Genomic DNA, 20,090 nt, shown 5'->3' with positions numbered 1-20,090 from the left:
CTTGCAGTATTTCATGAGCAGACAAAAATACTGAGCGATGCTAGTAGATTTTCAGAAACGTTCCATAAAAACCCACTATTCGCTCAGTATTTTCATATAGTTTTCTTTTTTTTATTCCAAGCTTCGCTGCGAACTACAATTACATCGCAAGGCGCGTTTTCGGCAACGTATTCCGTGACGCTTCCAAGTATCATTCGTTCGGTTGAACTCAGCCCAGTTGCGCCAACAAGTACAAGGTCGGCATGGAAATCAGCTAGAATTTTTTTCACGAATGTACTTTTTGGAGTGCCAAAGTGGACAAAGGTTTCAACTTGTTTTACTCCAGCTTTTTTTGCTTCATTCTCATAAATTCCGACAAGCTCTTCTCCGTAGTTTCTTGCCTTGTGAACAAAGGTTTGCTCATAGTCAATTAGTGGGACAATGCGGCGGATATCTGCAACGAAAGCGATGCCAAGCACGGCTTCATCGCTAGCAGCCATTTTTGCTGCACGACGGAAAGCTGCCTCGGCCTCGTTAGAACCGTCAACACCAACTAAAATGCGGCTATAAGTCGTCATTTTTCTCATCCTTTCAGATGTGCCTTTTTCTCTCCTATACCCGCTTTTGCTCGTTATAGACGCAGATAATCTGTAAAATTTTAGGGTTTTATAACAAGCGGTTTATGTGCATCCAAAATGATCGATACCATCCCAAGTTTTTCGGTACTATTTCGCGTATCATAACGAAATGAGCGTCCGACTAAGCCGTCATCTGGATTCCAATAATGGAAGTGAAAGTCTCCATCCGAATCGCAGTATTCTAATAAATGAGTGACAAACCCGGCGGCTTCAAAAATGGCTGTCAATTGTTCGGCGTCGTAAACAATTTTATGACTAGCTGCCGGGTGGTCGGCGGGTCCGGGCCCGCCGATTTGGACCAATTCTTGATAAGCTTGATTCTGGAAATTCCGATCAGGAACGGCCGCACGGATGTATCCGCCAGGCTTTAAAAAGTGGAAACAATTTTTAGCAGCTAGAATGCCCTCTTCGACATCCAAGTGTTCAAAGACGTGCTCGGCTAGAAGGGCATCAATACTATTCGCAGAAAACTGCCGGTTCCAGCTTGCTATGTTGAGTAAGTCAAGTTCATTTTCCTGTGTTGCGATCCAGCCCGGGTAGCGCGTTTCGCCAGCGCCAATAATAATTTTTAAAGCTTCTGTCAAAAAATCACCCCATATTTTATTATTTTATAGGACAAGTATAGCAAATTTTCTGCTGATCTCTCGAAATGTGTGCGAAAACGCGATTTAATGTAGAGCGCAAAATCTCACTTTTTCTGTTATAGTAAGAGAGAAACCTTGAAAAGTGAGGGATGCTAAATGGATTGGGATACACTTTTAAATGATAAACGTCGGCGTGAATCCTCTGTTACACGCAGTAAAAGTACGGATATTCGAAGTGCTTTTGAAAATGACTATCAACGAATCGTAATGAGCGCTTCGTTTAGGCGTTTGCAAGATAAAACACAAATTTTTCCACTTGAAAAAAGTGATTTTGTGCGGACGCGTTTAACGCATTCGATTGAAGTTGCAACGATTGCTAAATCAATGGGAAATATGGCCTCGCATAAAATTGTGGAAGGCGGGCTAGATCCGAGTTTTAAGCCTGAACACGCTGAAAAAATTGCGGATATCCTAGCCTGCACGGGATTGCTGCATGATATGGGGAACCCGCCGTTCGGTCATTTTGGTGAAGAATCCATCCGCGAATGGTTCAAAGAAAACTTGGAGCGTCTCGAATATGGCGGGAAGAAGTTAACAACTATTTTGACCAAGCAAATGAAGGAAGATTTCTATCATTTTGAAGGGAATGCACAGGTTTTGCGCGTTGTTTCCAAGCTTCACTACTTATTTGACGAGTATGGACTTAACTTGACCCACGCCACGCTGAACGGTGTGATCAAATATCCGGTTTCTTCGCTCGAAATTAATAAAAAACGAACTCGCAGTAAAAAATTAGGATACTTTTACGCGGACGAAGCCATATTTAAAGAGGTGACAGCCGCAACGGGCGCCTTTAACAAGCGCCACCCGCTCACGTTCCTGCTAGAAGTAGCCGATGATATCGCCTACTTGAACGCCGATTTAGAAGATGGTGTGAAAAAGGGGACGGTGACGATTCAGCAAATTTTACGGGGCTTTGAAGAATTTGATGAGCATAACTGGGTCACGTCAGCCTGCTTTAATGAGCTTAAGAAAAAAGCAGATCGTTACGAGGGTCAAGAAGAGGCTTTTATTGCGCAACAATGGCTGGCATCGAATGTGCGTGGTCAACTTATTAACCGTGCGCTCGAAGTCTTTTATGAAAACTACGAAGCCATCATGAAAGGTGAATTTGATGACTCCTTGTTAGATGCGTCTGAAGCTTCTCAGCTCGTTCAAGTCTTACAATATCTATCTCGTACGTATATTTACACGAATCAAGGTGTTGTCGAATCGGAAATCGCAGGAAGTGAAATCATCTCGGCGCTACTTGACAGTTACATTCCGGCCGTTTTATATTTTGATAGTGAAGAAGGCAAACAAACGGCAAAAGATAAACGATTAATGTCACTCATTTCGGATAACTATCTAGGTTGCTATCGTAAAAACGCAGCGGACCAAGACGAAATCGTGAAGTTGTATCTGCGTTTGCTGCTTGTCACAGACTTTATCTGCGGGATGACAGATAATTACGCCAAAGATTTATATCAAAAACTCAGAGGATTACGCTAAACAAAAAGGAGCAACTAATTTATGAAAAAACTGCTAACAACATCGCTTTTCTATTGTGTTCTAGGACTTATCTCAGGAATTTACTACCGAGAAATCACGAAATATACGGGTTTCACAGGAGAAACGCAACTCTCTGTTTTGCACACGCATTTACTGATGCTTGGCATGTTCATGTTTTTAATCGTGCTACTACTTGAGAAAAATTTCGGAATCATGTCGAGCAAAAAATTCAACGCCTTCTATTACATTTACAATGCAGGCTTGCTACTTACCGTGGGCTTATTAACTTTCCACGGCACAATGACAGTACTTGGGCAAGAAACAGGAGCGGCGGTTTCCGGCATAGCCGGCCTAGGCCACATACTACTCGCAGTGGGACTTGTCTTCTTGTTTGTGATCATGTACGAGAAATTGAAAGAGAAGAAATAATCTAGCTAGATAGGCGAAAAAGGAGGCTTTGTGTATGACATCATACACAAAGCCTCCTTTTATGATCTCCAAAATTATGGGAATCCGAATATTTATATGTCCATTTTTTAATAAAATATGTCTGTATTTTGAATTTTTGATGAGGTTGTAATGGTGGACCGATTGACGAGTCAAAGTAAGTTTCGCTCTTACTTAAAGTGGGGTAGAGTCTATTTGTATAGATCGGGAATATCTCTTGACACCCACAACTCAAAGTGCTATCATAATCAAGGTGCCTCTTCTATAGAGGTCTTGAAAATGAAAATTGTTGTAGATCATCTACAGCACTTTTATTTTTTCGAAAAAATGAACCACCTGGATGTGTGGAACTACTAAAGGAAAGGAGGAACCCATCCAATGCCTACTATTAACCAATTAGTTCGCAAACCGCGTCAATCTAAATCGAAAAAATCTGACTCTCCAGCACTTAACAAGGGACTAAACACTTTCAAGCGTGAACTTACTGATGTAAATTCTCCGCAAAAACGTGGTGTTTGTACTCGTGTTGGTACAATGACTCCGAAAAAACCGAACTCCGCGCTTCGTAAATATGCTCGTGTGCGCTTGAGTAACGGAATCGAGGTTACAGCTTATATCCCAGGTATCGGACACAACTTGCAAGAGCACAGCGTTGTTCTTATTCGTGGTGGACGTGTAAAAGACTTACCAGGGGTGCGTTACCATATCGTACGTGGTGCTCTTGATACAGCTGGTGTTGAAAATAGAGCTCAAAGCCGTTCTAAATACGGTACGAAAAAACCTAAAAAATAATAGATTTATTTTAAATCCAATTTATGAAAGGAGGATATCCAATGCCTCGTAAAGGTCCTGTTGCTAAACGTGACGTTTTGCCAGATCCGATTTACAATTCTAAACTTGTAACTCGTCTAATCAATAAAATGATGGTTGACGGTAAACGTGGAAAATCCCAAGCGATTCTATACGCTGCTTTCGATATCATTAAAGAAGAAACTGGAAACGATCCTATGGAAGTTTTCGATCAAGCGATCAAAAACATCATGCCAGTACTTGAAGTAAAAGCTCGTCGTGTCGGCGGTGCGAACTACCAAGTTCCAGTTGAAGTACGTGCTGATCGTCGTACTACTCTTGGTCTTCGTTGGTTAGTAAACTATGCGCGTCTTCGTGGAGAAAGAACGATGGAACTTCGTCTTGCTCGCGAAATCATGGATGCAGCGAACAACACTGGTGCGTCTGTTAAGAAACGCGAAGATACACACAAAATGGCGGAAGCAAACCGTGCATTCGCTCATTATCGCTGGTAATCAGAAATTGGCTGCTACTTTCATTTTTGAAACTCGGCTAGCCGTTTAAAAAAATGTTTTATGGAAGGAGAAAGACAACATGGCAAGAGAGTTCTCCTTAGAAAAGACACGTAATATTGGGATTATGGCGCACATTGATGCTGGTAAAACCACTACTACGGAACGTATTCTTTTCTATACAGGGCGTATTCACAAAATTGGTGAAACGCATGAAGGTGCCTCCCAAATGGACTGGATGGAGCAGGAACAAGAACGTGGTATCACGATCACTTCTGCTGCAACAACAGCTCAGTGGAAAGGTTACCGTGTAAATATCATTGATACACCAGGACACGTAGACTTCACAGTTGAAGTTGAACGTTCACTTCGTGTACTTGATGGTGCGGTTGCGGTTCTAGATGCACAATCTGGTGTTGAACCACAAACAGAAACTGTTTGGCGTCAAGCTACTACTTACGGGGTTCCTCGTGTAGTATTCGTCAACAAAATGGACAAAATCGGCGCAGACTTCTTATATTCTGTAAAAACTTTGCATGAACGTTTACAAGCTAATGCTCATCCGATTCAACTTCCAATCGGTGCGGAAGATACTTTCACTGGTATCATCGACTTGATTGATATGCACGCGTTGTATTATGAAGATGACCTTGGAAACGATCCACATGTCAAAGAAATTCCTGAAGATATGAAAGATCTTGCTGAAGAATATCATGGTAAACTTATCGAAGCAGTTGCTGAACTTGATGAGGAACTTATGATGAAATACCTAGAAGGTGAAGAAATCACAAAAGACGAACTTAAAGCTGCGATCCGTAAAGGAACACTAGCTGTTGAGTTTTACCCAGTCGTTTGTGGTACTGCATTTAAAAACAAAGGTGTTCAACCAATGCTTGATGCAGTTCTTGACTATCTTCCAGCTCCAACTGACGTTCCTTCTATTAAAGGTACTCTACCTGATGGTGAAGAATCTGAACGTCACGCAAGCGATGAAGAACCATTCTCATCTCTTGCATTTAAAGTTATGACTGACCCTTATGTTGGTCGTCTAACTTTCTTCCGCGTTTATTCTGGTACTTTGAACTCTGGTTCTTACGTACAAAACTCAACAAAAGGTAAACGTGAACGTGTAGGTCGTATCCTGCAAATGCACGCTAACCACCGTGAAGAAATTGATATTGTTTACGCTGGGGACATTGCAGCAGCTGTAGGACTTAAAGACACTACTACTGGGGACACACTATGTGATGAAAAGAACCAAATCATCTTGGAATCCATGGAATTCCCAGAACCAGTTATCTCGGTTGCAATCGAACCTAAATCGAAAGCTGACCAAGATAAAATGGGTCAAGCTCTTGCAAAACTTGCAGAAGAAGATCCAACTTTCCGTACTGAAACAAACACGGAAACTGGTCAAACGATCATCTCTGGTATGGGTGAACTTCACCTTGATATCTTAGTTGACCGTATGAAACGTGAATTCCGCGTTGAAGCTAACGTTGGGGCTCCACAAGTATCTTACCGTGAAACATTCCGCTCAGCAGCTGACGTCGAAGGTAAATTTGTTCGTCAATCTGGTGGTCGTGGACAATATGGTCACGTTGTAATTCACTTCGAACCTAACGAAGAAGGTAAAGGCTTCGAATTTGAAAATGCGATTGTCGGTGGGGTTGTTCCTCGTGAATATATCCCAGCTGTTCAAGCAGGCCTTGAAGGCGCACTTGAAAATGGTGTCCTTGCAGGTTATCCGCTAATCGACATTAAAGCAAAACTATTTGATGGTTCTTACCATGACGTTGACTCCAACGAAATGGCCTTCAAAGTAGCTGCTAGTATGGCGCTTCGTAACGCTGCTAAGAAATGTGACCCAGTTCTTCTTGAACCAATTATGGGCGTTGAAGTTGTTATCCCAGAAGAATACCTTGGGGATATCATGGGTAACATTACAAGCCGCCGTGGTCGTGTAGATGGCATGGAAGCTCGCGGAAATGCACAAGTTGTTCGTGCTTTCGTTCCACTTGCAGAAATGTTTGGTTACGCAACAGACCTTCGTTCATCAACACAAGGTCGCGGAACTTACACAATGCAATTTGACCACTATGAAGAAACACCTAAATCAATCACTGAAGAAATCATCAAGAAAAACGGCGGAAATAAAGGCGAAGAATAATCGTTGCATTTCTGACTGACATCAAGTATAACTTTAATTAAGGAAGTACTTGCCGAGTGAAATTCACTTGGCAGCTATTAAATATCATTTTTTTAAACATTAAGGAGGATTTTATTAAAATGGCAAAAGAAAAATTTGACCGCTCAAAACCCCATGTAAACGTTGGAACAATTGGACACGTCGACCATGGTAAAACTACACTAACTGCAGCTATCACTACAGTTCTATCTAAAGACGGAATGGCACAAGCATCTGCTTATGACCAAATCGATGGTGCACCAGAAGAACGTGAACGTGGTATCACTATCTCTACTGCACACGTAGAGTATGAAACTGCTAACCGTCACTATGCACACGTTGACTGCCCAGGACACGCTGACTATGTTAAAAACATGATCACTGGTGCTGCGCAAATGGACGGAGCTATCCTAGTAGTATCTGCTGCTGATGGCCCAATGCCACAAACTCGTGAACACATTCTTCTATCTCGTCAAGTAGGTGTTCCTTACATCGTTGTATTCCTAAACAAATGCGACATGGTTGACGACGAAGAACTACTTGAACTAGTTGAAATGGAAGTTCGTGAACTTCTAAGCGAATACGACTTCCCTGGCGACGACATTCCTGTAATCAAAGGTTCTGCACTTAAAGCTCTTGAAGGAGATGCTGAATGGGAAGGCAAAATCCATGAATTAATGGACGCTGTTGATTCTTACATTCCAACTCCAGAACGTGATCATGACAAACCATTCATGATGCCAGTTGAAGACGTATTCTCGATCACTGGTCGTGGTACAGTTGCAACTGGACGTGTTGAACGTGGACAAATCAAAGTTGGTGACGAAGTTGAAATTATCGGTATCAAAGATACTGCTAAATCAACTGTTACTGGTGTAGAAATGTTCCGTAAGCTTCTTGACTATGCAGAAGCTGGAGACAACATTGGTGCGCTTCTTCGTGGGGTTGCTCGTGAAGATATCGAACGTGGACAAGTTCTTGCTCAACCAGGATCGATCACTCCACACACTAAGTTCGAAGCTGAAGTTTATGTTCTAACTAAAGAAGAAGGTGGACGTCATACTCCATTCTTCTCAAACTATCGTCCACAATTCTACTTCCGTACAACTGACGTAACTGGTGTTGTTGAACTTCCAGCAGGTACTGAAATGGTTATGCCTGGAGACAACATTACAATTACAGTTGAACTTATCGCTCCAATCGCGATTGAAGATGGTACTAAATTCTCAATCCGTGAAGGTGGCCGTACAGTAGGCGCTGGCGTTGTAGCTAAAATCGACAAATAATAATTTTATTTGTTCTATAAAGTCGGTGAAGCATTTATGCTTCCCGGCTTTTTTTGTTGCTTTTCCGGCTCTGACAGGCGTATGCTTGACAGGGAAAAGGAAAGGTAGGGATAAAAGATGACAGCAGAAGAAAGAAGATTACAAATCAAAGCAAAATGTGCGGAGTTTGGCGGAGGTTATGCGCAGCTGGTTGAACCTATTAACGACATGCTACTTGCACTAGATGCAGATATTTCGCAGGAAACGGCAAGTCAAGTGCTTTTGAATATTGAACTCTATGCGAAAGGGGAGAAGTACTTGCCGGATTGCCATCTGGATGAAAGTAATCATTTTCTAGATGATGGCATAAAAGCGCTAAAAGCAGGCGACCTTGGGAATGCGGCCTTGCAGCTATTTGGAGCTGGGCTCAACTTTGCAAGTTTTGCTGCAAAAGCGAATGGCGTGAAAACGGTGGAAGCGCATCCGATGCTTGCTGAACGTTTCAAGCGCTTGAAGGAAATCGAGGACTAACAAAAAGGAACTTGGCATCCGCCAAGTTCCTTTTTCTACGCCTAAATTTGGCGGGTTAAAATTTCGTTTGTTAGCGCTGAAAGCTGATCGCGATAGGCACCTTTCGGCAACTTAGCGATTTCTTTTTGGGCTTTTTTCGTGTATTTACCTGCGAGCTCAAATGCCTGCGCCGTACCTTGATAGCGGTTGATAAGCGTTGTTAGCTCGCGGAGGTCCGCGTCTGTCATCTCTGCTTTCTTGCTAAGAAGAGGTTTAAAATCCTGCTTATGGCCACGCATAGCATAGATGAGCGGAAGCGAATAGACGCCTTGGAGAACATCGTTTAGCACAGGTTTTCCGAGGCCGTCATCCGTACTCGTGTAGTCCAGCACATCATCAATGATTTGAAACGCCATGCCGAGGTAATGCCCGATATTCCAAGCTTTGATCGCAAGTGCACGAGGAGCTTTGCTAGAAACTGCGCCAGAATAGCAACTCAGGGCAAACAGCTGCGCCGTTTTCCCTGAGATGCGCGCGAGATAGGCCTTTACGGACACATTTAAATCATAGCGCGTGCGCATTTGATCGAGCTCTCCCATCAAAATTTTCTCGATGTTTTTACTGCTAAATTCAATGTTCGAAATCGAATCCGAGTGCTTCGATAAAATCTTAAAACAAATTGTGAATAAGTAGTCGCCCGTGTAAACGGCATAATGATTGCCATATTTTGAATTAATAGTTGGCTTGCCACGCCGAATCGAAGACTCATCCACCACATCATCGTGAATGAGCGTTGCCATATGTAGAACTTCGAGAGCAGCCGCAACAGAAATAGCACGATCGCGGTCGTAATCCGGACCGAGGTTCGCTGAAAGCAAAGCGAAAGCCGGTCGAAGTAGTTTGCCGCCAGCATGAATCAGTACTTTGATGTTTTCCTCAACGCGTTTATCACGAATTTGAATGTTTTCCTCAATCGTTTGAAGCACATCGGCGAGATCGGTTTTTAGTTCTGGATAATGTTCCCACATGGAATGAAGTTGCATAGCGAAACTCCTTTTTTTTCTATTTATTCGAGTGTGCGCCGTTCTTGTTTAGCACTTAAAAATACGTGCAGGGTTTCAACGTTTTGCAGTAAATAATTAGCCGCAATTCCCACTGCGATTCCCGAAAGAATACCGATAAAAGAAAGGACAGGCAGGTAAAGCATAACGCTCCAAGAACCCGCGATCCAGCTTGCGACAACTAGTTGACCAACGTTGTGCAGGATTCCTCCGGTCGTGCTGACCCCAATGATGCTGACATTTTTAGGACCTAATTTTTGTACTGCCCACATGCCGATAAAGCTAAGTAGTGCTCCGGCTGCGCTATACAAAAATGTAGAAATAGTTCCGCCGAGTAAAGTGGAAAGCACGAGGCGGATAACAATAATCATAAAAGTGTCTTTCGTTGAGAGTGTATAGAGCGAAATACAAGTAATAATATTAGCGAGTCCAAGTTTTGCCCCTGGTGCGAACGCAAAGGGGAAGGGAATGGCCCGTTCTAGTAAGCTAATAACAACAGCTTGTGCCGCGAGCAGTGCAATGTAAACAAGACGCTTATTTTTCGTCATAAAATTCACTTTCCTTTTTTCTTCCTAAACAATCAAGAAGAAATAATCATATCATCGTCATCATTGTTGCTGTTTGAATCGCCATCCGTTGCCTTCACTTCGATGACAAGCTTGTGAGGCAGACAAACAATCGTTTCCCCGCGTTTAGTAATAGCGCCTGTTCGAACGCAAACTTGGTCGCCGCAAGTGGCTTTAGAAATTCGAATTTGTTCATCTTTGACTTCAATCGTGTTTGAATCGCCATCCTCTTGCGTAATCGTGAAGGATTCTGTGCCAGTGTGCCCAGTTAAAGCTACTTTTTTATATTCTTTGCCATCTACCGTAATGACCGCAGTAAGTCCTTGATCCGCCGTACTTTTTGGCTCATTGGCTTTAACGTATGAGAAAATAGCTAGAGGTAAAAAAGAAAGCAAAGTTAACAAAACGACAAGTACAATATCAAAACGGCGAATCATTTTTAAATAAGGTTTCATTTGCTTCCCTCCTCCAATTATTTTCCTATCCCTCTCATTGTATAGGATTTAAGTGGAAAAATATACCGTTTTTATTTTAAATCTGTGAATAAAATGACTGAAAATAAGAGGAGCGAAATCCACCAATGGGATTTCGCTCCTTGTTCAAAGTTATCCGTTATTTCCTGTCTGAATCCCGGTAAACAGCGCAAGGCTTACCGTACCAGAAGTTGCCAAGGTGTTTTTGGAACCAAGGAACAACCCAATAATCTAATCCAAATGTGCGACCTGCGCCATTTAGCATTGCGAACGAAGCAGGAAGTGCCCAGAATTTGTCCCATCCAAGCATAGCGCTCAGTGTGAACATGACTAGGAAGCCCATGCTTCCAACGCTAGCAAGCCAAGTGAATAATCCAACTACAAGAGCAAGGCCAATTGCAAGTTCAATGAAAGGAACAACCTTCTGCATGAACACGGCAACATCTTGGTTTGGCATTACGATTTTCATAATCCATTCGAACCAGCCCCACATGTGACTCAAAATAGGTGTTGTCACATTTTGTGCAGCATCTCCGGCAGCATCACCAGCAGCTTGACTCGCGCCCGATGTAGCGGCAGCTTGCAACCAATCAAAAGGCATTTTCGAAGTTGTTGCAGTTAGCCAAGAATCAGATCCAAGACCTTGGAACATCGGTTTAAGGTTTGTTAAGCTAACTTTATCCCAAGTTCCTTCACCGTAAATCTTCGCAAGTGCTTCATCAATCCAGAACCAACCTAGATAAACACGTAGCGGTAAGCTCCAAATGACATTTCCATAACGAGAAGTCCAACCGCGGAAAATGTTGCGACGATCTTTGATGTGGAAGAATTCGTGCATAATATATTGCCACATGTAGTAACCGCTTCGAATTCCGAAGAAGTAGTACAAGTTGACCATATGTTTCATGAAGATCGCAAACCAGCCAGAAAGGTGCATCCCAGAAAGGTTCGCAACCCCATACTTAGCCCCGATCGAAACCATCACGCCGTGGTATTTCCCTTGGAAAGGCGTTTTGTCTCCGCCGCTAATTTCAGCGATGATACTTTTCGCAGCAGTCATCCCAGTTTGTTCAGCTGCTTCAACGATTTGTGGAGTAGGTTTGCCTTCTTCTTCCTCAAAGTAAGCTAAATCCCCGATTACATAAGTGTTATCGTATTTCTCAGCTTCCATGTATTGGTTGACTTTAAGACGCCCAGCACGTGCTGATTCCATTCCATAATCTTTAGTATCCGAATTAGCACGAACACCAGCAGTCCAAATGAGTGTGTGTGTTGGAAGCTCTTCGCCAGATTTTAAAACAATACTTTCTGGTTTAACTTCAACGATCGCAGCACTCTTAAGAATTTTAATGCCTTTTTTCACCATGTATTTCTCAGCTTTGTCAGCATCACGTCGTTCTAACATGTTTAGGATCGTTGGAGCCGCTTCAACGACGATCAACTCAATTTCATCTTTGTCGATCTTATTGTCTTTTGCAAGACGATCTTTCCATTCAAGCAATTCGCCGACCATTTCGATTCCAGTGAACCCAGAACCACAAACTACAAAACGAAGCATAGCTTTGCGTTTTTCGACATCCTGCTCGCGGCTTGCCTTAGTTACGATCTCTTCAATATGTTTTCTCAAGCGAACCGAATCTTCCCAAGACCATAGTGTGAATCCGTTTTCTTGTACGCCCGGTGTACCAAAGTCATTTGGTTCTCCACCCATACCAAGCACAAGATAGTCATAAGGGTAGCTTCCGTGTTCAGTTGTAACAACCTTTTTGTCATGATCTACGTTTGTGACATTGTCAGTCACCAGATTTACTTTCGTGCGATTGAACAAACGACGTAAGTCATATTGAATGGCTGTCGGTTCAACGCGCCCACCAGCAACTTCGTGAAGTTCCGTCATCATTGTATGGTACGAATGACGGTCGATCAAAGTGATTTTTACATCTTGATCTCTTTTGTACTTTTTCGCAAGCTTTTTCGCTGCGTGTACACCTGCATACCCTGCCCCTATAAGAACAATGTTTTTTTCAGGCATATGCGTTCTCAACTCCTTGTTATTTTATTCACAAACAAATAAATTAGTGCAGTGTAAAAAGTATAATAATAACCTAACATAGTGTAACAGATTCTATAGATGCTTGTCTAGACCGTTTTCATGAAAAGATCGCAAAAACTAAAAAATAGTGCTTTATTGGAAACGAGCCGTTTTTTATGGGTGAATATACCTTAAGGTCAATAGGTATAATGGTTGTTTTGTTTGTTATTTATCACTTTTAGCAAGAAACTAGAGAGTTTACCCTTTGTTTAGTTTGTTTTTCATAAAATTCTATAAATTAAATCATTTTGTTATGTATAGACAAAGTATAGTGGTGATGGTATGATTTGATTGTAATCGTGATAACCGCTTTCAGATTAGCTTTTCTTGCTCGCGTTATCACAAACTTTATTAGTATAAGGTGGGAGCAAATTATGGAATTGAAAAAAGTTGCGATGGGGCTTACTGCTGTAGTAGCATCCAGCATGTTGTTAGTAGCTTGTGGGAATGACAATAGTTCTTCTGATAAGAAATCAAGCAACGATACAAAACAAGAACAAAAGAAATCCGCAGATGCTAAAACTGACGGAACAATGACAGATGGAACGTACAAACTAGAAGAAAAAAACTATGATGATAAAGGCTGGAAAGGCTTCATGTCCATCAAAGTAAAAGATGGCAAAATTACAGATGCGAATTATGACTATAAAAATAAAGATGGCAAGTTGAAATCTGAAGATGCAGATTACGAAAAAGCAATGAAAGCTAAAGTGAAAACTGGTCCGAAAGAATACTTGAAAGAACTTAATGATTCTCTTGTGAAAAACCAAGCGGCTGGCGCAGTAGAAGTAGTCTCTGGTGCAACGCATTCTTCGGATACATTCATCAACTATGCGAACCAATTGATCCAAGCGGCACAACGTGGCGACACAACAACAATCAAGATCAATAACGGTGAAAAAATGCAAGACGGTACTTACAAATTAGAAGAACAAAACTATTCGAATGGTTACCGCACAGTGTTCTCGATGACCGTTAAAGATGGTAAAATCTCTAAATCAGATTACAACTATGTAAACAAAGACGGTCAAAAGAAAACTGACGATGCAGACTACGAAAAAGCAATGAAAGCAAAAGAAGGTACTGGTCCGAAAGAATACATCCCAGCACTTAACGAATCTCTAGTTGACAAGCAAGAAGCAGGAGAAGTAGATACGGTTTCTGGAGCTACTCACTCTTCTGAACAATTCAAGATTTATGCTGAACAACTTATCAACGCAGCACAAAACGGAAATACAGCAACAATCAAAGTTTACAACAAAGTAGAAAAATAAGATTCTTTCCGAGTTGGAATAACAAAAAACCCCTAGAGTTAGGCGTCTAACTCTAGGGGTTTTTCGCTCGGAAGGGATGGCGTTTCGGCGGTTTTTAAGTTATAGTGATAAAAGATCACTTTTAAGGAGTGAAAGGGGAGGGAATCCAGTGTCTATCAAGGCATTTTTAGAGCTGGTCGAAATCAGAACAAAAATTGCAAGTGTCTACCCATTTGTTCTTGGCACATTGTTTGTCTTTTATCAGTTACAGACGATCAATCTAGAGAACACGCTTATTTTCTTTGTGGCCATGCTGATTTTTGATTTAACAACAACGGCGATCAACAATTATATGGACTACCGCAAAGCAACAGACAATCACGATTACGATTTTCGGGTTGAAAGTAACGTGATCGGAAAAATGAACATTCCGCAAAAAAATGTACTTATATTAATTTTCACAATGTTTTTCATTGCGACAGGACTTGGCGTTTGGCTCGTATTCCGAACAGATTTGCTAGTACTTCTAATTGGTTTTGTTTGTTTTTGCATTGGCATTTTATATACATTTGGGCCTGTTCCACTGTCACGCATGCCGCTTGGCGAAGTATTTTCAGGCGTAACGATGGGATTTGGCATTTTCTTTTTAGCTGTTTACATGAGCGCGTACGATGCAGGTGTCGCTAATTTATTGTGGCAAGGGGAGTGGATTGATATTCGCTTCAACCTGCTTCGAATCATTGAAATTGGCGTTGTGTCGCTTCCGTGCATTTTCACGATTGCGAACATTATGCTGGCAAATAACCTTTGCGATCTCGACGAAGATATCCGTAACCACCGCTACACGCTACCGTATTATATCGGCAGGAAAATGGGGGTCCTCCTTTTCAACACGCTTTATTACGCTTCATTTGCCGCCGTGGTTGCCGCAGTCATTTTGAGCTACCTAAGCTCGATTATGCTCCTTGTATTACTTACGATCCCGCTTGTTTATCGCAATCTCAAAAAATTCAACCAAGAACAAGTTAAATCGAAAACCTTCGTAGTAGCTATCCGAAATTTTGTACTCATCAATGCGACGCTTGTCGTACTACTTGCGGCGAGCATCCTTGTTAAATATCTATTTTAATTGGAAGGAGGGCCATTCGGATGATTGATAAACTCATATTTGGCCGCTTTGTCCCGGGAGAATCCTGGATCCATGCGCTAGACGCACGCACGAAACTGCTTGGCGGCTTCTACTTTATTGCGATCATATTTTTAGCGAACAATCCTTATGCCTATGCACTCATGATTGCTTTTACTTTCGGCGTCATCTTCCTAACAGGAATCAAAGTCAAAGTGTTCATCAAAGGCGTGCGGCCGTTGCTTTGGCTAATTTTATTCACCGTCATCATGCAAATGCTATTTACAAGCGGTGGCGTCATTTATTTTGAATTTGGTCCCTTCCGGATTTCATCTTTTGGAATTATAAATGGCATCTACGTATTCATCCGCTTCACACTCATCATTATCCTATCTACGGTCATCACGCTAACGACAACGCCGATGGATTTAACAGATGCGATTGAATACTTATTGCGGCCACTCAAGTATCTCAAAGTGCCGGTCGCAGATATTGCTTTAATGATTACCGTTGCGCTCCGCTTTATCCCAACGCTCATGGAAGAGACAGATAAAATCATGAAAGCGCAACGAGCGCGCGGCATAGAGTTCGGAGAAGGTAATCTGTTTGAGCAAATGAAAGTAGTTGTTCCAATTTTCATTCCGCTGTTCGTTAGTTCATTCAATCGCGCGGAAGATTTAGCCGACGCGATGGAAGTTCGTGGTTATGATGGCGGCAAAGGGCGTACCAAATTCAGGTTGTTGCACTGGCATTGGATCGACTTAATTGCTGTAGCTGTGCTTGCCTTGCTCACGGCAGCGCTTATCTTTTTACGAGGTTACTAACTTGAATAGTTCCCACCAAAAGTTAGGTTCACAGCTTAATTTTTGGTGGTTTTTTATAAAGTGCGCTCGGGTTATCTTGTTATGGGCTTAATGTTCCCTAATATCATTCTGTGTTAAATTGCAACTCGAAGCAACTCATGCTCTTATGATGAAAAGCACCAATGTTTCATCTATTAGTATAAAATTGAAGACTGGTTTAGATGAAACATTGAACCCCTGAATAGATAGTGATAGAGAAAAAGTACATAAAGTGATGAACTAGACTGTGATTTGCGAATGAATTGTTTGTTCGTAAATCACAGTCTTTTTAGTTAGGGGAAAGGTTATGATGGAAGCCGGCGAGAACAGCTTATTTCCTGAAGAATAAATCAAATTCTAGTTTTTTTCTTCCATATATAAATGTAATTATTTTGTTACTAGAAATCTAAAAATAAAATCACTGGCTTTAATCTGAAAGTTTTTCAAAAAACGGTTGATTCGTAAGGGCAACCCGTGTATAATAGATAAAGTGCAAATGGATAGGCACTCGTCTGCCCTTTTGTGCCCACAACCCCCTGATTAGTGGGTTGTAGATGTGATGAAGTGGAAGGTTGCTGACACACCCGGCCGCTTTGCCATGGCGGGTACTCAGGTAATTTCCATGGAGAATGTCTATTTTAAAAATAGGCGAGAAGGAGGGAAAATAATGGCAAAACAAAAAATTCGTATTCGTTTAAAAGCTTATGATCACCGTATTTTGGATCAATCAGCTGAAAAAATCGTTGAGACTGCGAAACGTTCTGGCGCTTCTGTGTCTGGTCCGATTCCGCTTCCGACAGAAAAATCTGTTTACACGGTTTTACGTGCGGTTCACAAATATAAAGATTCGCGCGAACAATTCGAAATGCGTACGCACAAACGTTTAATCGACATCGTTAACCCAACACCACAAACGGTTGACAGCTTGATGCGTTTGGATCTGCCAAGTGGTGTAGATATCGAAATCAAACTTTAATAAATTGGGCAAAATGCCCACAAAAAATAACAATTAACAGGAGGTGTGACTCATGACCAAAGGAATCTTAGGTAGAAAAGTAGGGATGACACAAGTTTTCACTGAAAACGGGGAACTTATTCCAGTTACAGTAATCGAAGCAGGCAACAATGTTGTGCTTCAAAAGAAAACTGCTGAAACAGACGGCTACGAAGCTATTCAAATCGGCTTCGAAGACAAACGTGAAGTTTTAGCGAACAAACCCGAAAAAGGTCATGTAGCAAAAGCCAATACTACTCCTAAGCGCTTCATTCGCGAATTACGCGATGTAAACTTAGACGAGTATGAAATTGGTGCAGAAATCAATGTAGATGTATTCGCAGAAGGTGACGTCGTGGACGTGACAGGCGTATCGAAAGGTAAAGGGTTTCAAGGCGTTATTAAACGTCACGGACAATCTCGCGGGCCAATGGCTCACGGTTCCCGTTACCACCGTCGCCCTGGTTCAATGGGTCCTGTAGCACCTAACCGTGTTTTCAAAAATAAACTTCTTCCAGGACGTATGGGTGGAGATCAAATCACTATCCAAAACTTGGAAATCGTTAAAGTAGACGCAGAAAAGAACTTGCTTTTAGTAAAAGGTAATGTTCCTGGTGCCAAAAAATCATTAGTTCAAATTAAAACTGCTATTAAAGCAAAATAAAAAGTTGGAAAGGAGGACTAACGAATGCCAAAACTAAGCTTACTTAAACAAGATGGATCACAAGCTGGCGAAATTACGTTGAACGATGCTGTTTTCGGTGTTGAACCAAATGAAAAAGTTGTTGTTGACGTTATTTTGAGCCAAAGAGCTTCCTTACGCCAAGGAACTCACAAAGTAAAAAACCGTTCTGAAGTACGTGGTGGTGGTCGTAAACCATGGCGTCAAAAAGGTACTGGTCGTGCTCGTCAAGGTTCGATCCGTTCGCCGCAATGGCGTGGTGGTGGTACCGTATTTGGACCAACTCCTCGTTCATATGCTTACAAATTACCGAAGAAAGTTCGCCGTTTAGCGATCAAATCGATCTTATCTTCAAAAGTTCTTGATAATGATATCGTAGTACTTGAAGATTTAGCATTTGAAACGCCAAAAACAAAAGAATTTGCGGCTTTCCTTAAAAATATCTCTGTAGATACAAAAGCTCTTGTTGTCGTTGGTTCTGAAAGCGAAAATATCGAACTTTCTGCACGTAACATTCAAGGCATTACTGTTATTCCGGCTGAAAGTATCTCAGTACTAGAAGTTGCTGGACATGATAAACTTATTGTCACACAAGCAGCTGTTCAAAAGATAGAGGAGGTGCTTGCATAATGGATGCACGCGACATCATTAAGCGCCCGGTTGTAACCGAGGAATCTACAAGTGTTCTTGATGACAAGAAATACACTTTTGAAGTAGACACTCGTGCTACAAAAACTCAAATCAAACATGCAATTGAAGAAATCTTTGAGGTTCAAGTAACGAAAGTAAACGTTATGAACTACAAAGGCAAGAAAAAACGCATGGGTCGTTACGTTGGTTACACGAACAAGCGTCGTAAAGCAATCGTAACTTTGAGTGATGATAGTAAAGAAATTCAATTCTTTGAAGTTTAATACGAACGTTTTTGAATAAAATCTAACGAGGAGGGAAAAAAATGGCGATTAAAAAGTACAAACCTACCACAAACGGCCGCCGTCATATGACAAGTTCTGATTTCGCTGAGATTACTTCAAGTACTCCAGAAAAATCTTTGCTTCGTCCTATGAAAAAGAAAGCTGGTCGTAACAATCAAGGTAAGTTAACTGTTCGTCATCACGGTGGCGGTCATAAACGTCAATACCGTGTGATCGATTTTAAACGTAATAAAGACGGCGTTCCTGGACGTATCGCTACAATCGAATACGATCCAAACCGCTCGGCTAATATCGCGCTCGTTCACTACGCTGATGGAGAAAAACGCTACATCATCGCAGCGAAAGGTCTAAAAGTTGGCCAAACAATTTATTCTGGAGCAGAAGCTGATATTAAAATCGGAAATGCTTTAGAACTTAAAGATATTCCAGTGGGTACTGTTGTCCACAATATCGAACTTAAACCTGGAAAAGGCGGACAACTTGTTCGTTCTGCTGGAGCAAGTGCTCAAATTCTAGGTAAAGAAGGTAAATATGTTCTTGTTCGTCTTAAATCTGGTGAGGTTCGTATGATTCTTGCTACTTGCCGTGCTACAATTGGTCAAGTTGGTAATGAACAACATGAACTTATTAACATCGGTAAAGCAGGTCGTTCACGTTGGATGGGTAAACGCCCAACTGTTCGTGGTTCGGTTATGAACCCTAATGATCACCCACATGGTGGTGGTGAAGGTAAAGCGCCAATCGGACGTAAATCTCCAATGTCTCCTTGGGGCAAACCAACACTTGGTTACAAAACTCGTAAGAAAAACAACAACTCCGATAAATTTATCGTACGTCGTCGTAAAGGTAAATAAGATCTGGGATAAAATTACGTTAATTATGATAGCAGGGAGTTTGCGGAGGCTTAACTCCGACTTCCTAGCTATACGAAGGGAGGTTCCGTCATGGGTCGTAGCTTAAAGAAAGGACCTTTTGTCGATGAACATTTGATGAAAAAAGTGGAAGCAGCAAATGAAAGTGACAAGAAACAAGTGATTAAGACTTGGTCGCGTCGTTCCACTATTTTTCCAGTATTCGTAGGTCAAACAATCGCTGTATATGATGGACGCAAACATGTTCCTGTTTATGTTCAAGAAGACATGGTTGGACACAAACTAGGTGAATTCGCACCAACTCGTACTTACCGTGGACACGCGGGAGACGACAAAAAAACAAAACGATAATTTCGAGAGGAGGATATCTAAATGGCAAGTGAAATTACAAGTGCAAAAGCCGTTGCCAAAACGGTACGTATTGCTCCTCGTAAAGCGAGAATCGTTATTGATTTAATCCGAGGCAAGCAAGTTGGCGAAGCAATTGCGATTTTGAAGTTTACTCCAAAAGCAGCTTCACCAGTTATTGAAAAAGTATTGAAATCTGCTATGGCAAACGCTGAACATAACTATGATTTAGACGTAAACAATTTAGTGGTTTCGGAAGCTTTCGTTGATGAAGGCCCGACACTTAAACGTTTCCGTCCGCGTGCACAAGGTCGTGCAAGTGCAATCAATAAACGTACAAGCCACATCACTGTTGTGGTATCTGAAGTGAAGGAGGGATAAAC

General features: G+C 41.7%; 23 protein-coding genes. 17 read left to right on the top strand and 6 right to left on the bottom strand.

Translation table 11 applies throughout. The annotated features are described in order from the left end of the window. Positions 1 to 92: 92 nt before the first annotated feature. Both HCK02_RS01430 and HCK02_RS01425 read right to left on the bottom strand, forming a co-directional pair. Positions 93 to 557, bottom strand: coding sequence for a universal stress protein (locus HCK02_RS01430; protein ID WP_167628374.1), 465 nt, complete (start codon positions 555 to 557; stop codon positions 93 to 95). An 80-nt stretch (positions 558 to 637) separates the two neighbouring features. Further along, positions 638 to 1,201, bottom strand: a complete 564-nt coding sequence (locus HCK02_RS01425; protein ID WP_167628372.1) for a class I SAM-dependent methyltransferase — start codon at positions 1,199 to 1,201, stop codon at positions 638 to 640. A 156-nt stretch (positions 1,202 to 1,357) separates the two neighbouring features. Between HCK02_RS01425 and HCK02_RS01420 the strand changes: the two genes are divergently transcribed. The 7 genes from HCK02_RS01420 to HCK02_RS01390 all read left to right on the top strand — a co-directional run bounded on the left by HCK02_RS01420 (position 1,358) and on the right by HCK02_RS01390 (position 8,484). After that, positions 1,358 to 2,752 (top strand): deoxyguanosinetriphosphate triphosphohydrolase, encoded by a 1,395-nt coding sequence (locus HCK02_RS01420; RefSeq protein ID WP_167628370.1) that lies wholly within the window; start codon positions 1,358 to 1,360, stop codon positions 2,750 to 2,752. Positions 2,753 to 2,773: 21 nt separating this feature from the next. Continuing rightward, the gene (locus HCK02_RS01415) at positions 2,774 to 3,181 is read left to right on the top strand and encodes a DUF2871 domain-containing protein (RefSeq protein WP_167628368.1); all 408 of its coding nucleotides are present in this window, start codon (positions 2,774 to 2,776) and stop codon (positions 3,179 to 3,181) included. 396 nt (positions 3,182 to 3,577) lie between these two features. Then, positions 3,578 to 3,991 (top strand): 30S ribosomal protein S12, encoded by a 414-nt coding sequence (gene rpsL, locus HCK02_RS01410; protein ID WP_115753688.1) that lies wholly within the window; start codon positions 3,578 to 3,580, stop codon positions 3,989 to 3,991. 41 nt (positions 3,992 to 4,032) lie between these two features. Next, a complete protein-coding gene (rpsG, locus tag HCK02_RS01405; RefSeq protein ID WP_115753689.1) occupies positions 4,033 to 4,503 on the top strand; it encodes a 30S ribosomal protein S7 in 471 nt (156 codons plus the stop codon). A 79-nt stretch (positions 4,504 to 4,582) separates the two neighbouring features. After that, on the top strand, positions 4,583 to 6,670 hold the full coding sequence (gene fusA / locus HCK02_RS01400; RefSeq protein ID WP_167628366.1) for an elongation factor G: 2,088 nt from the start codon (positions 4,583 to 4,585) through the stop codon (positions 6,668 to 6,670). Positions 6,671 to 6,789: 119 nt separating this feature from the next. Next, on the top strand, positions 6,790 to 7,974 hold the full coding sequence (gene tuf / locus HCK02_RS01395) for an elongation factor Tu (RefSeq protein WP_167628364.1): 1,185 nt from the start codon (positions 6,790 to 6,792) through the stop codon (positions 7,972 to 7,974). Between the two features lie 117 nt (positions 7,975 to 8,091). Further along, complete coding sequence (locus HCK02_RS01390) at positions 8,092 to 8,484, top strand: hypothetical protein (RefSeq protein ID WP_167628362.1); 393 nt, start codon at positions 8,092 to 8,094, stop codon at positions 8,482 to 8,484. A gap of 41 nt (positions 8,485 to 8,525) precedes the next feature. Here HCK02_RS01390 and HCK02_RS01385 read toward each other — a convergent pair whose 3' ends face one another. The 4 genes from HCK02_RS01385 to HCK02_RS01370 form a co-directional block, all read right to left on the bottom strand. Then, positions 8,526 to 9,506 carry a polyprenyl synthetase family protein gene (locus tag HCK02_RS01385; RefSeq protein WP_167628360.1) on the bottom strand — a complete coding sequence of 327 codons (981 nt, stop codon included), beginning with the start codon at positions 9,504 to 9,506 and terminating at the stop codon, positions 8,526 to 8,528. A 23-nt stretch (positions 9,507 to 9,529) separates the two neighbouring features. Beyond that, on the bottom strand, positions 9,530 to 10,072 hold the full coding sequence (gene eetB / locus HCK02_RS01380) for a flavinylation system FAD exporter subunit EetB (RefSeq protein WP_167628358.1): 543 nt from the start codon (positions 10,070 to 10,072) through the stop codon (positions 9,530 to 9,532). 32 nt (positions 10,073 to 10,104) lie between these two features. Then, positions 10,105 to 10,545 (bottom strand): NusG domain II-containing protein, encoded by a 441-nt coding sequence (locus tag HCK02_RS01375; RefSeq protein WP_167628356.1) that lies wholly within the window; start codon positions 10,543 to 10,545, stop codon positions 10,105 to 10,107. A gap of 157 nt (positions 10,546 to 10,702) precedes the next feature. After that, a complete protein-coding gene (locus HCK02_RS01370) occupies positions 10,703 to 12,595 on the bottom strand; it encodes an FAD-dependent oxidoreductase (protein WP_167628354.1) in 1,893 nt (630 codons plus the stop codon). Positions 12,596 to 13,029: 434 nt separating this feature from the next. On the opposite strand from HCK02_RS01370, the gene pplA reads away from it, so the two are divergent. The 10 genes from pplA (at position 13,030) to rplV (ending at position 20,088) form a co-directional block, all read left to right on the top strand. Beyond that, positions 13,030 to 13,929 (top strand): extracellular electron transfer flavoprotein PplA, encoded by a 900-nt coding sequence (gene pplA / locus HCK02_RS01365; RefSeq protein ID WP_167628352.1) that lies wholly within the window; start codon positions 13,030 to 13,032, stop codon positions 13,927 to 13,929. Positions 13,930 to 14,077: 148 nt separating this feature from the next. Continuing rightward, positions 14,078 to 15,037 (top strand): 1,4-dihydroxy-2-naphthoate polyprenyltransferase, encoded by a 960-nt coding sequence (gene menA, locus HCK02_RS01360; protein ID WP_167628350.1) that lies wholly within the window; start codon positions 14,078 to 14,080, stop codon positions 15,035 to 15,037. Positions 15,038 to 15,057: 20 nt separating this feature from the next. After that, entirely contained in the window at positions 15,058 to 15,858 is an 801-nt protein-coding gene (gene fmnA, locus HCK02_RS01355) for an FAD export ECF transporter transmembrane subunit FmnA (protein ID WP_167628348.1), read from the top strand. A 685-nt stretch (positions 15,859 to 16,543) separates the two neighbouring features. After that, the gene (gene rpsJ / locus HCK02_RS01350; protein WP_007474836.1) at positions 16,544 to 16,852 is read left to right on the top strand and encodes a 30S ribosomal protein S10; all 309 of its coding nucleotides are present in this window, start codon (positions 16,544 to 16,546) and stop codon (positions 16,850 to 16,852) included. A 52-nt stretch (positions 16,853 to 16,904) separates the two neighbouring features. Further along, entirely contained in the window at positions 16,905 to 17,534 is a 630-nt protein-coding gene (gene rplC, locus HCK02_RS01345; RefSeq protein WP_167628346.1) for a 50S ribosomal protein L3, read from the top strand. A 24-nt stretch (positions 17,535 to 17,558) separates the two neighbouring features. Further along, positions 17,559 to 18,182, top strand: a complete 624-nt coding sequence (rplD, locus tag HCK02_RS01340) for a 50S ribosomal protein L4 (protein WP_167628344.1) — start codon at positions 17,559 to 17,561, stop codon at positions 18,180 to 18,182. Further along, on the top strand, positions 18,182 to 18,466 hold the full coding sequence (gene rplW / locus HCK02_RS01335; protein WP_167628342.1) for a 50S ribosomal protein L23: 285 nt from the start codon (positions 18,182 to 18,184) through the stop codon (positions 18,464 to 18,466). Before rplD ends, rplW begins: the two co-directional genes overlap by 1 nt. Before the next feature lie 41 nt (positions 18,467 to 18,507). Then, positions 18,508 to 19,341, top strand: a complete 834-nt coding sequence (gene rplB, locus HCK02_RS01330; RefSeq protein ID WP_167628340.1) for a 50S ribosomal protein L2 — start codon at positions 18,508 to 18,510, stop codon at positions 19,339 to 19,341. Between the two features lie 90 nt (positions 19,342 to 19,431). Further along, the gene (rpsS, locus tag HCK02_RS01325; protein ID WP_167628338.1) at positions 19,432 to 19,710 is read left to right on the top strand and encodes a 30S ribosomal protein S19; all 279 of its coding nucleotides are present in this window, start codon (positions 19,432 to 19,434) and stop codon (positions 19,708 to 19,710) included. A 21-nt stretch (positions 19,711 to 19,731) separates the two neighbouring features. Continuing rightward, positions 19,732 to 20,088, top strand: coding sequence for a 50S ribosomal protein L22 (gene rplV, locus HCK02_RS01320; protein ID WP_036072854.1), 357 nt, complete (start codon positions 19,732 to 19,734; stop codon positions 20,086 to 20,088). Positions 20,089 to 20,090: the final 2 nt, after the last annotated feature.

This window comes from Listeria valentina (assembly GCF_011800755.1).
Classification (GTDB): domain Bacteria; phylum Bacillota; class Bacilli; order Lactobacillales; family Listeriaceae; genus Listeria; species Listeria valentina.
This window is presented reverse-complemented; position numbering and strand designations above follow the sequence as displayed.

Excerpts from the sequence above, each read along its gene's own strand:
- HCK02_RS01430 (WP_167628374.1), bottom strand. The coding sequence starts at position 557 with ATGACGACTTATAGCCGCATTTTAGTTGGTGTTGACGGTTCTAACGAG.
- HCK02_RS01420 (WP_167628370.1), top strand. The coding sequence starts at position 1,358 with ATGGATTGGGATACACTTTTAAATGATAAACGTCGGCGTGAATCCTCT.
- HCK02_RS01415 (WP_167628368.1), top strand. The coding sequence starts at position 2,774 with ATGAAAAAACTGCTAACAACATCGCTTTTCTATTGTGTTCTAGGACTT.
- rpsL (WP_115753688.1), top strand. The coding sequence starts at position 3,578 with ATGCCTACTATTAACCAATTAGTTCGCAAACCGCGTCAATCTAAATCG.
- rpsG (WP_115753689.1), top strand. The coding sequence starts at position 4,033 with ATGCCTCGTAAAGGTCCTGTTGCTAAACGTGACGTTTTGCCAGATCCG.
- fusA (WP_167628366.1), top strand. The coding sequence starts at position 4,583 with ATGGCAAGAGAGTTCTCCTTAGAAAAGACACGTAATATTGGGATTATG.
- tuf (WP_167628364.1), top strand. The coding sequence starts at position 6,790 with ATGGCAAAAGAAAAATTTGACCGCTCAAAACCCCATGTAAACGTTGGA.
- HCK02_RS01390 (WP_167628362.1), top strand. The coding sequence starts at position 8,092 with ATGACAGCAGAAGAAAGAAGATTACAAATCAAAGCAAAATGTGCGGAG.
- HCK02_RS01385 (WP_167628360.1), bottom strand. The coding sequence starts at position 9,506 with ATGCAACTTCATTCCATGTGGGAACATTATCCAGAACTAAAAACCGAT.
- eetB (WP_167628358.1), bottom strand. The coding sequence starts at position 10,072 with ATGACGAAAAATAAGCGTCTTGTTTACATTGCACTGCTCGCGGCACAA.
- HCK02_RS01375 (WP_167628356.1), bottom strand. The coding sequence starts at position 10,545 with ATGAAACCTTATTTAAAAATGATTCGCCGTTTTGATATTGTACTTGTC.
- HCK02_RS01370 (WP_167628354.1), bottom strand. The coding sequence starts at position 12,595 with ATGCCTGAAAAAAACATTGTTCTTATAGGGGCAGGGTATGCAGGTGTA.
- pplA (WP_167628352.1), top strand. The coding sequence starts at position 13,030 with ATGGAATTGAAAAAAGTTGCGATGGGGCTTACTGCTGTAGTAGCATCC.
- fmnA (WP_167628348.1), top strand. The coding sequence starts at position 15,058 with ATGATTGATAAACTCATATTTGGCCGCTTTGTCCCGGGAGAATCCTGG.
- rpsJ (WP_007474836.1), top strand. The coding sequence starts at position 16,544 with ATGGCAAAACAAAAAATTCGTATTCGTTTAAAAGCTTATGATCACCGT.
- rplC (WP_167628346.1), top strand. The coding sequence starts at position 16,905 with ATGACCAAAGGAATCTTAGGTAGAAAAGTAGGGATGACACAAGTTTTC.
- rplD (WP_167628344.1), top strand. The coding sequence starts at position 17,559 with ATGCCAAAACTAAGCTTACTTAAACAAGATGGATCACAAGCTGGCGAA.
- rplW (WP_167628342.1), top strand. The coding sequence starts at position 18,182 with ATGGATGCACGCGACATCATTAAGCGCCCGGTTGTAACCGAGGAATCT.
- rplB (WP_167628340.1), top strand. The coding sequence starts at position 18,508 with ATGGCGATTAAAAAGTACAAACCTACCACAAACGGCCGCCGTCATATG.
- rpsS (WP_167628338.1), top strand. The coding sequence starts at position 19,432 with ATGGGTCGTAGCTTAAAGAAAGGACCTTTTGTCGATGAACATTTGATG.
- rplV (WP_036072854.1), top strand. The coding sequence starts at position 19,732 with ATGGCAAGTGAAATTACAAGTGCAAAAGCCGTTGCCAAAACGGTACGT.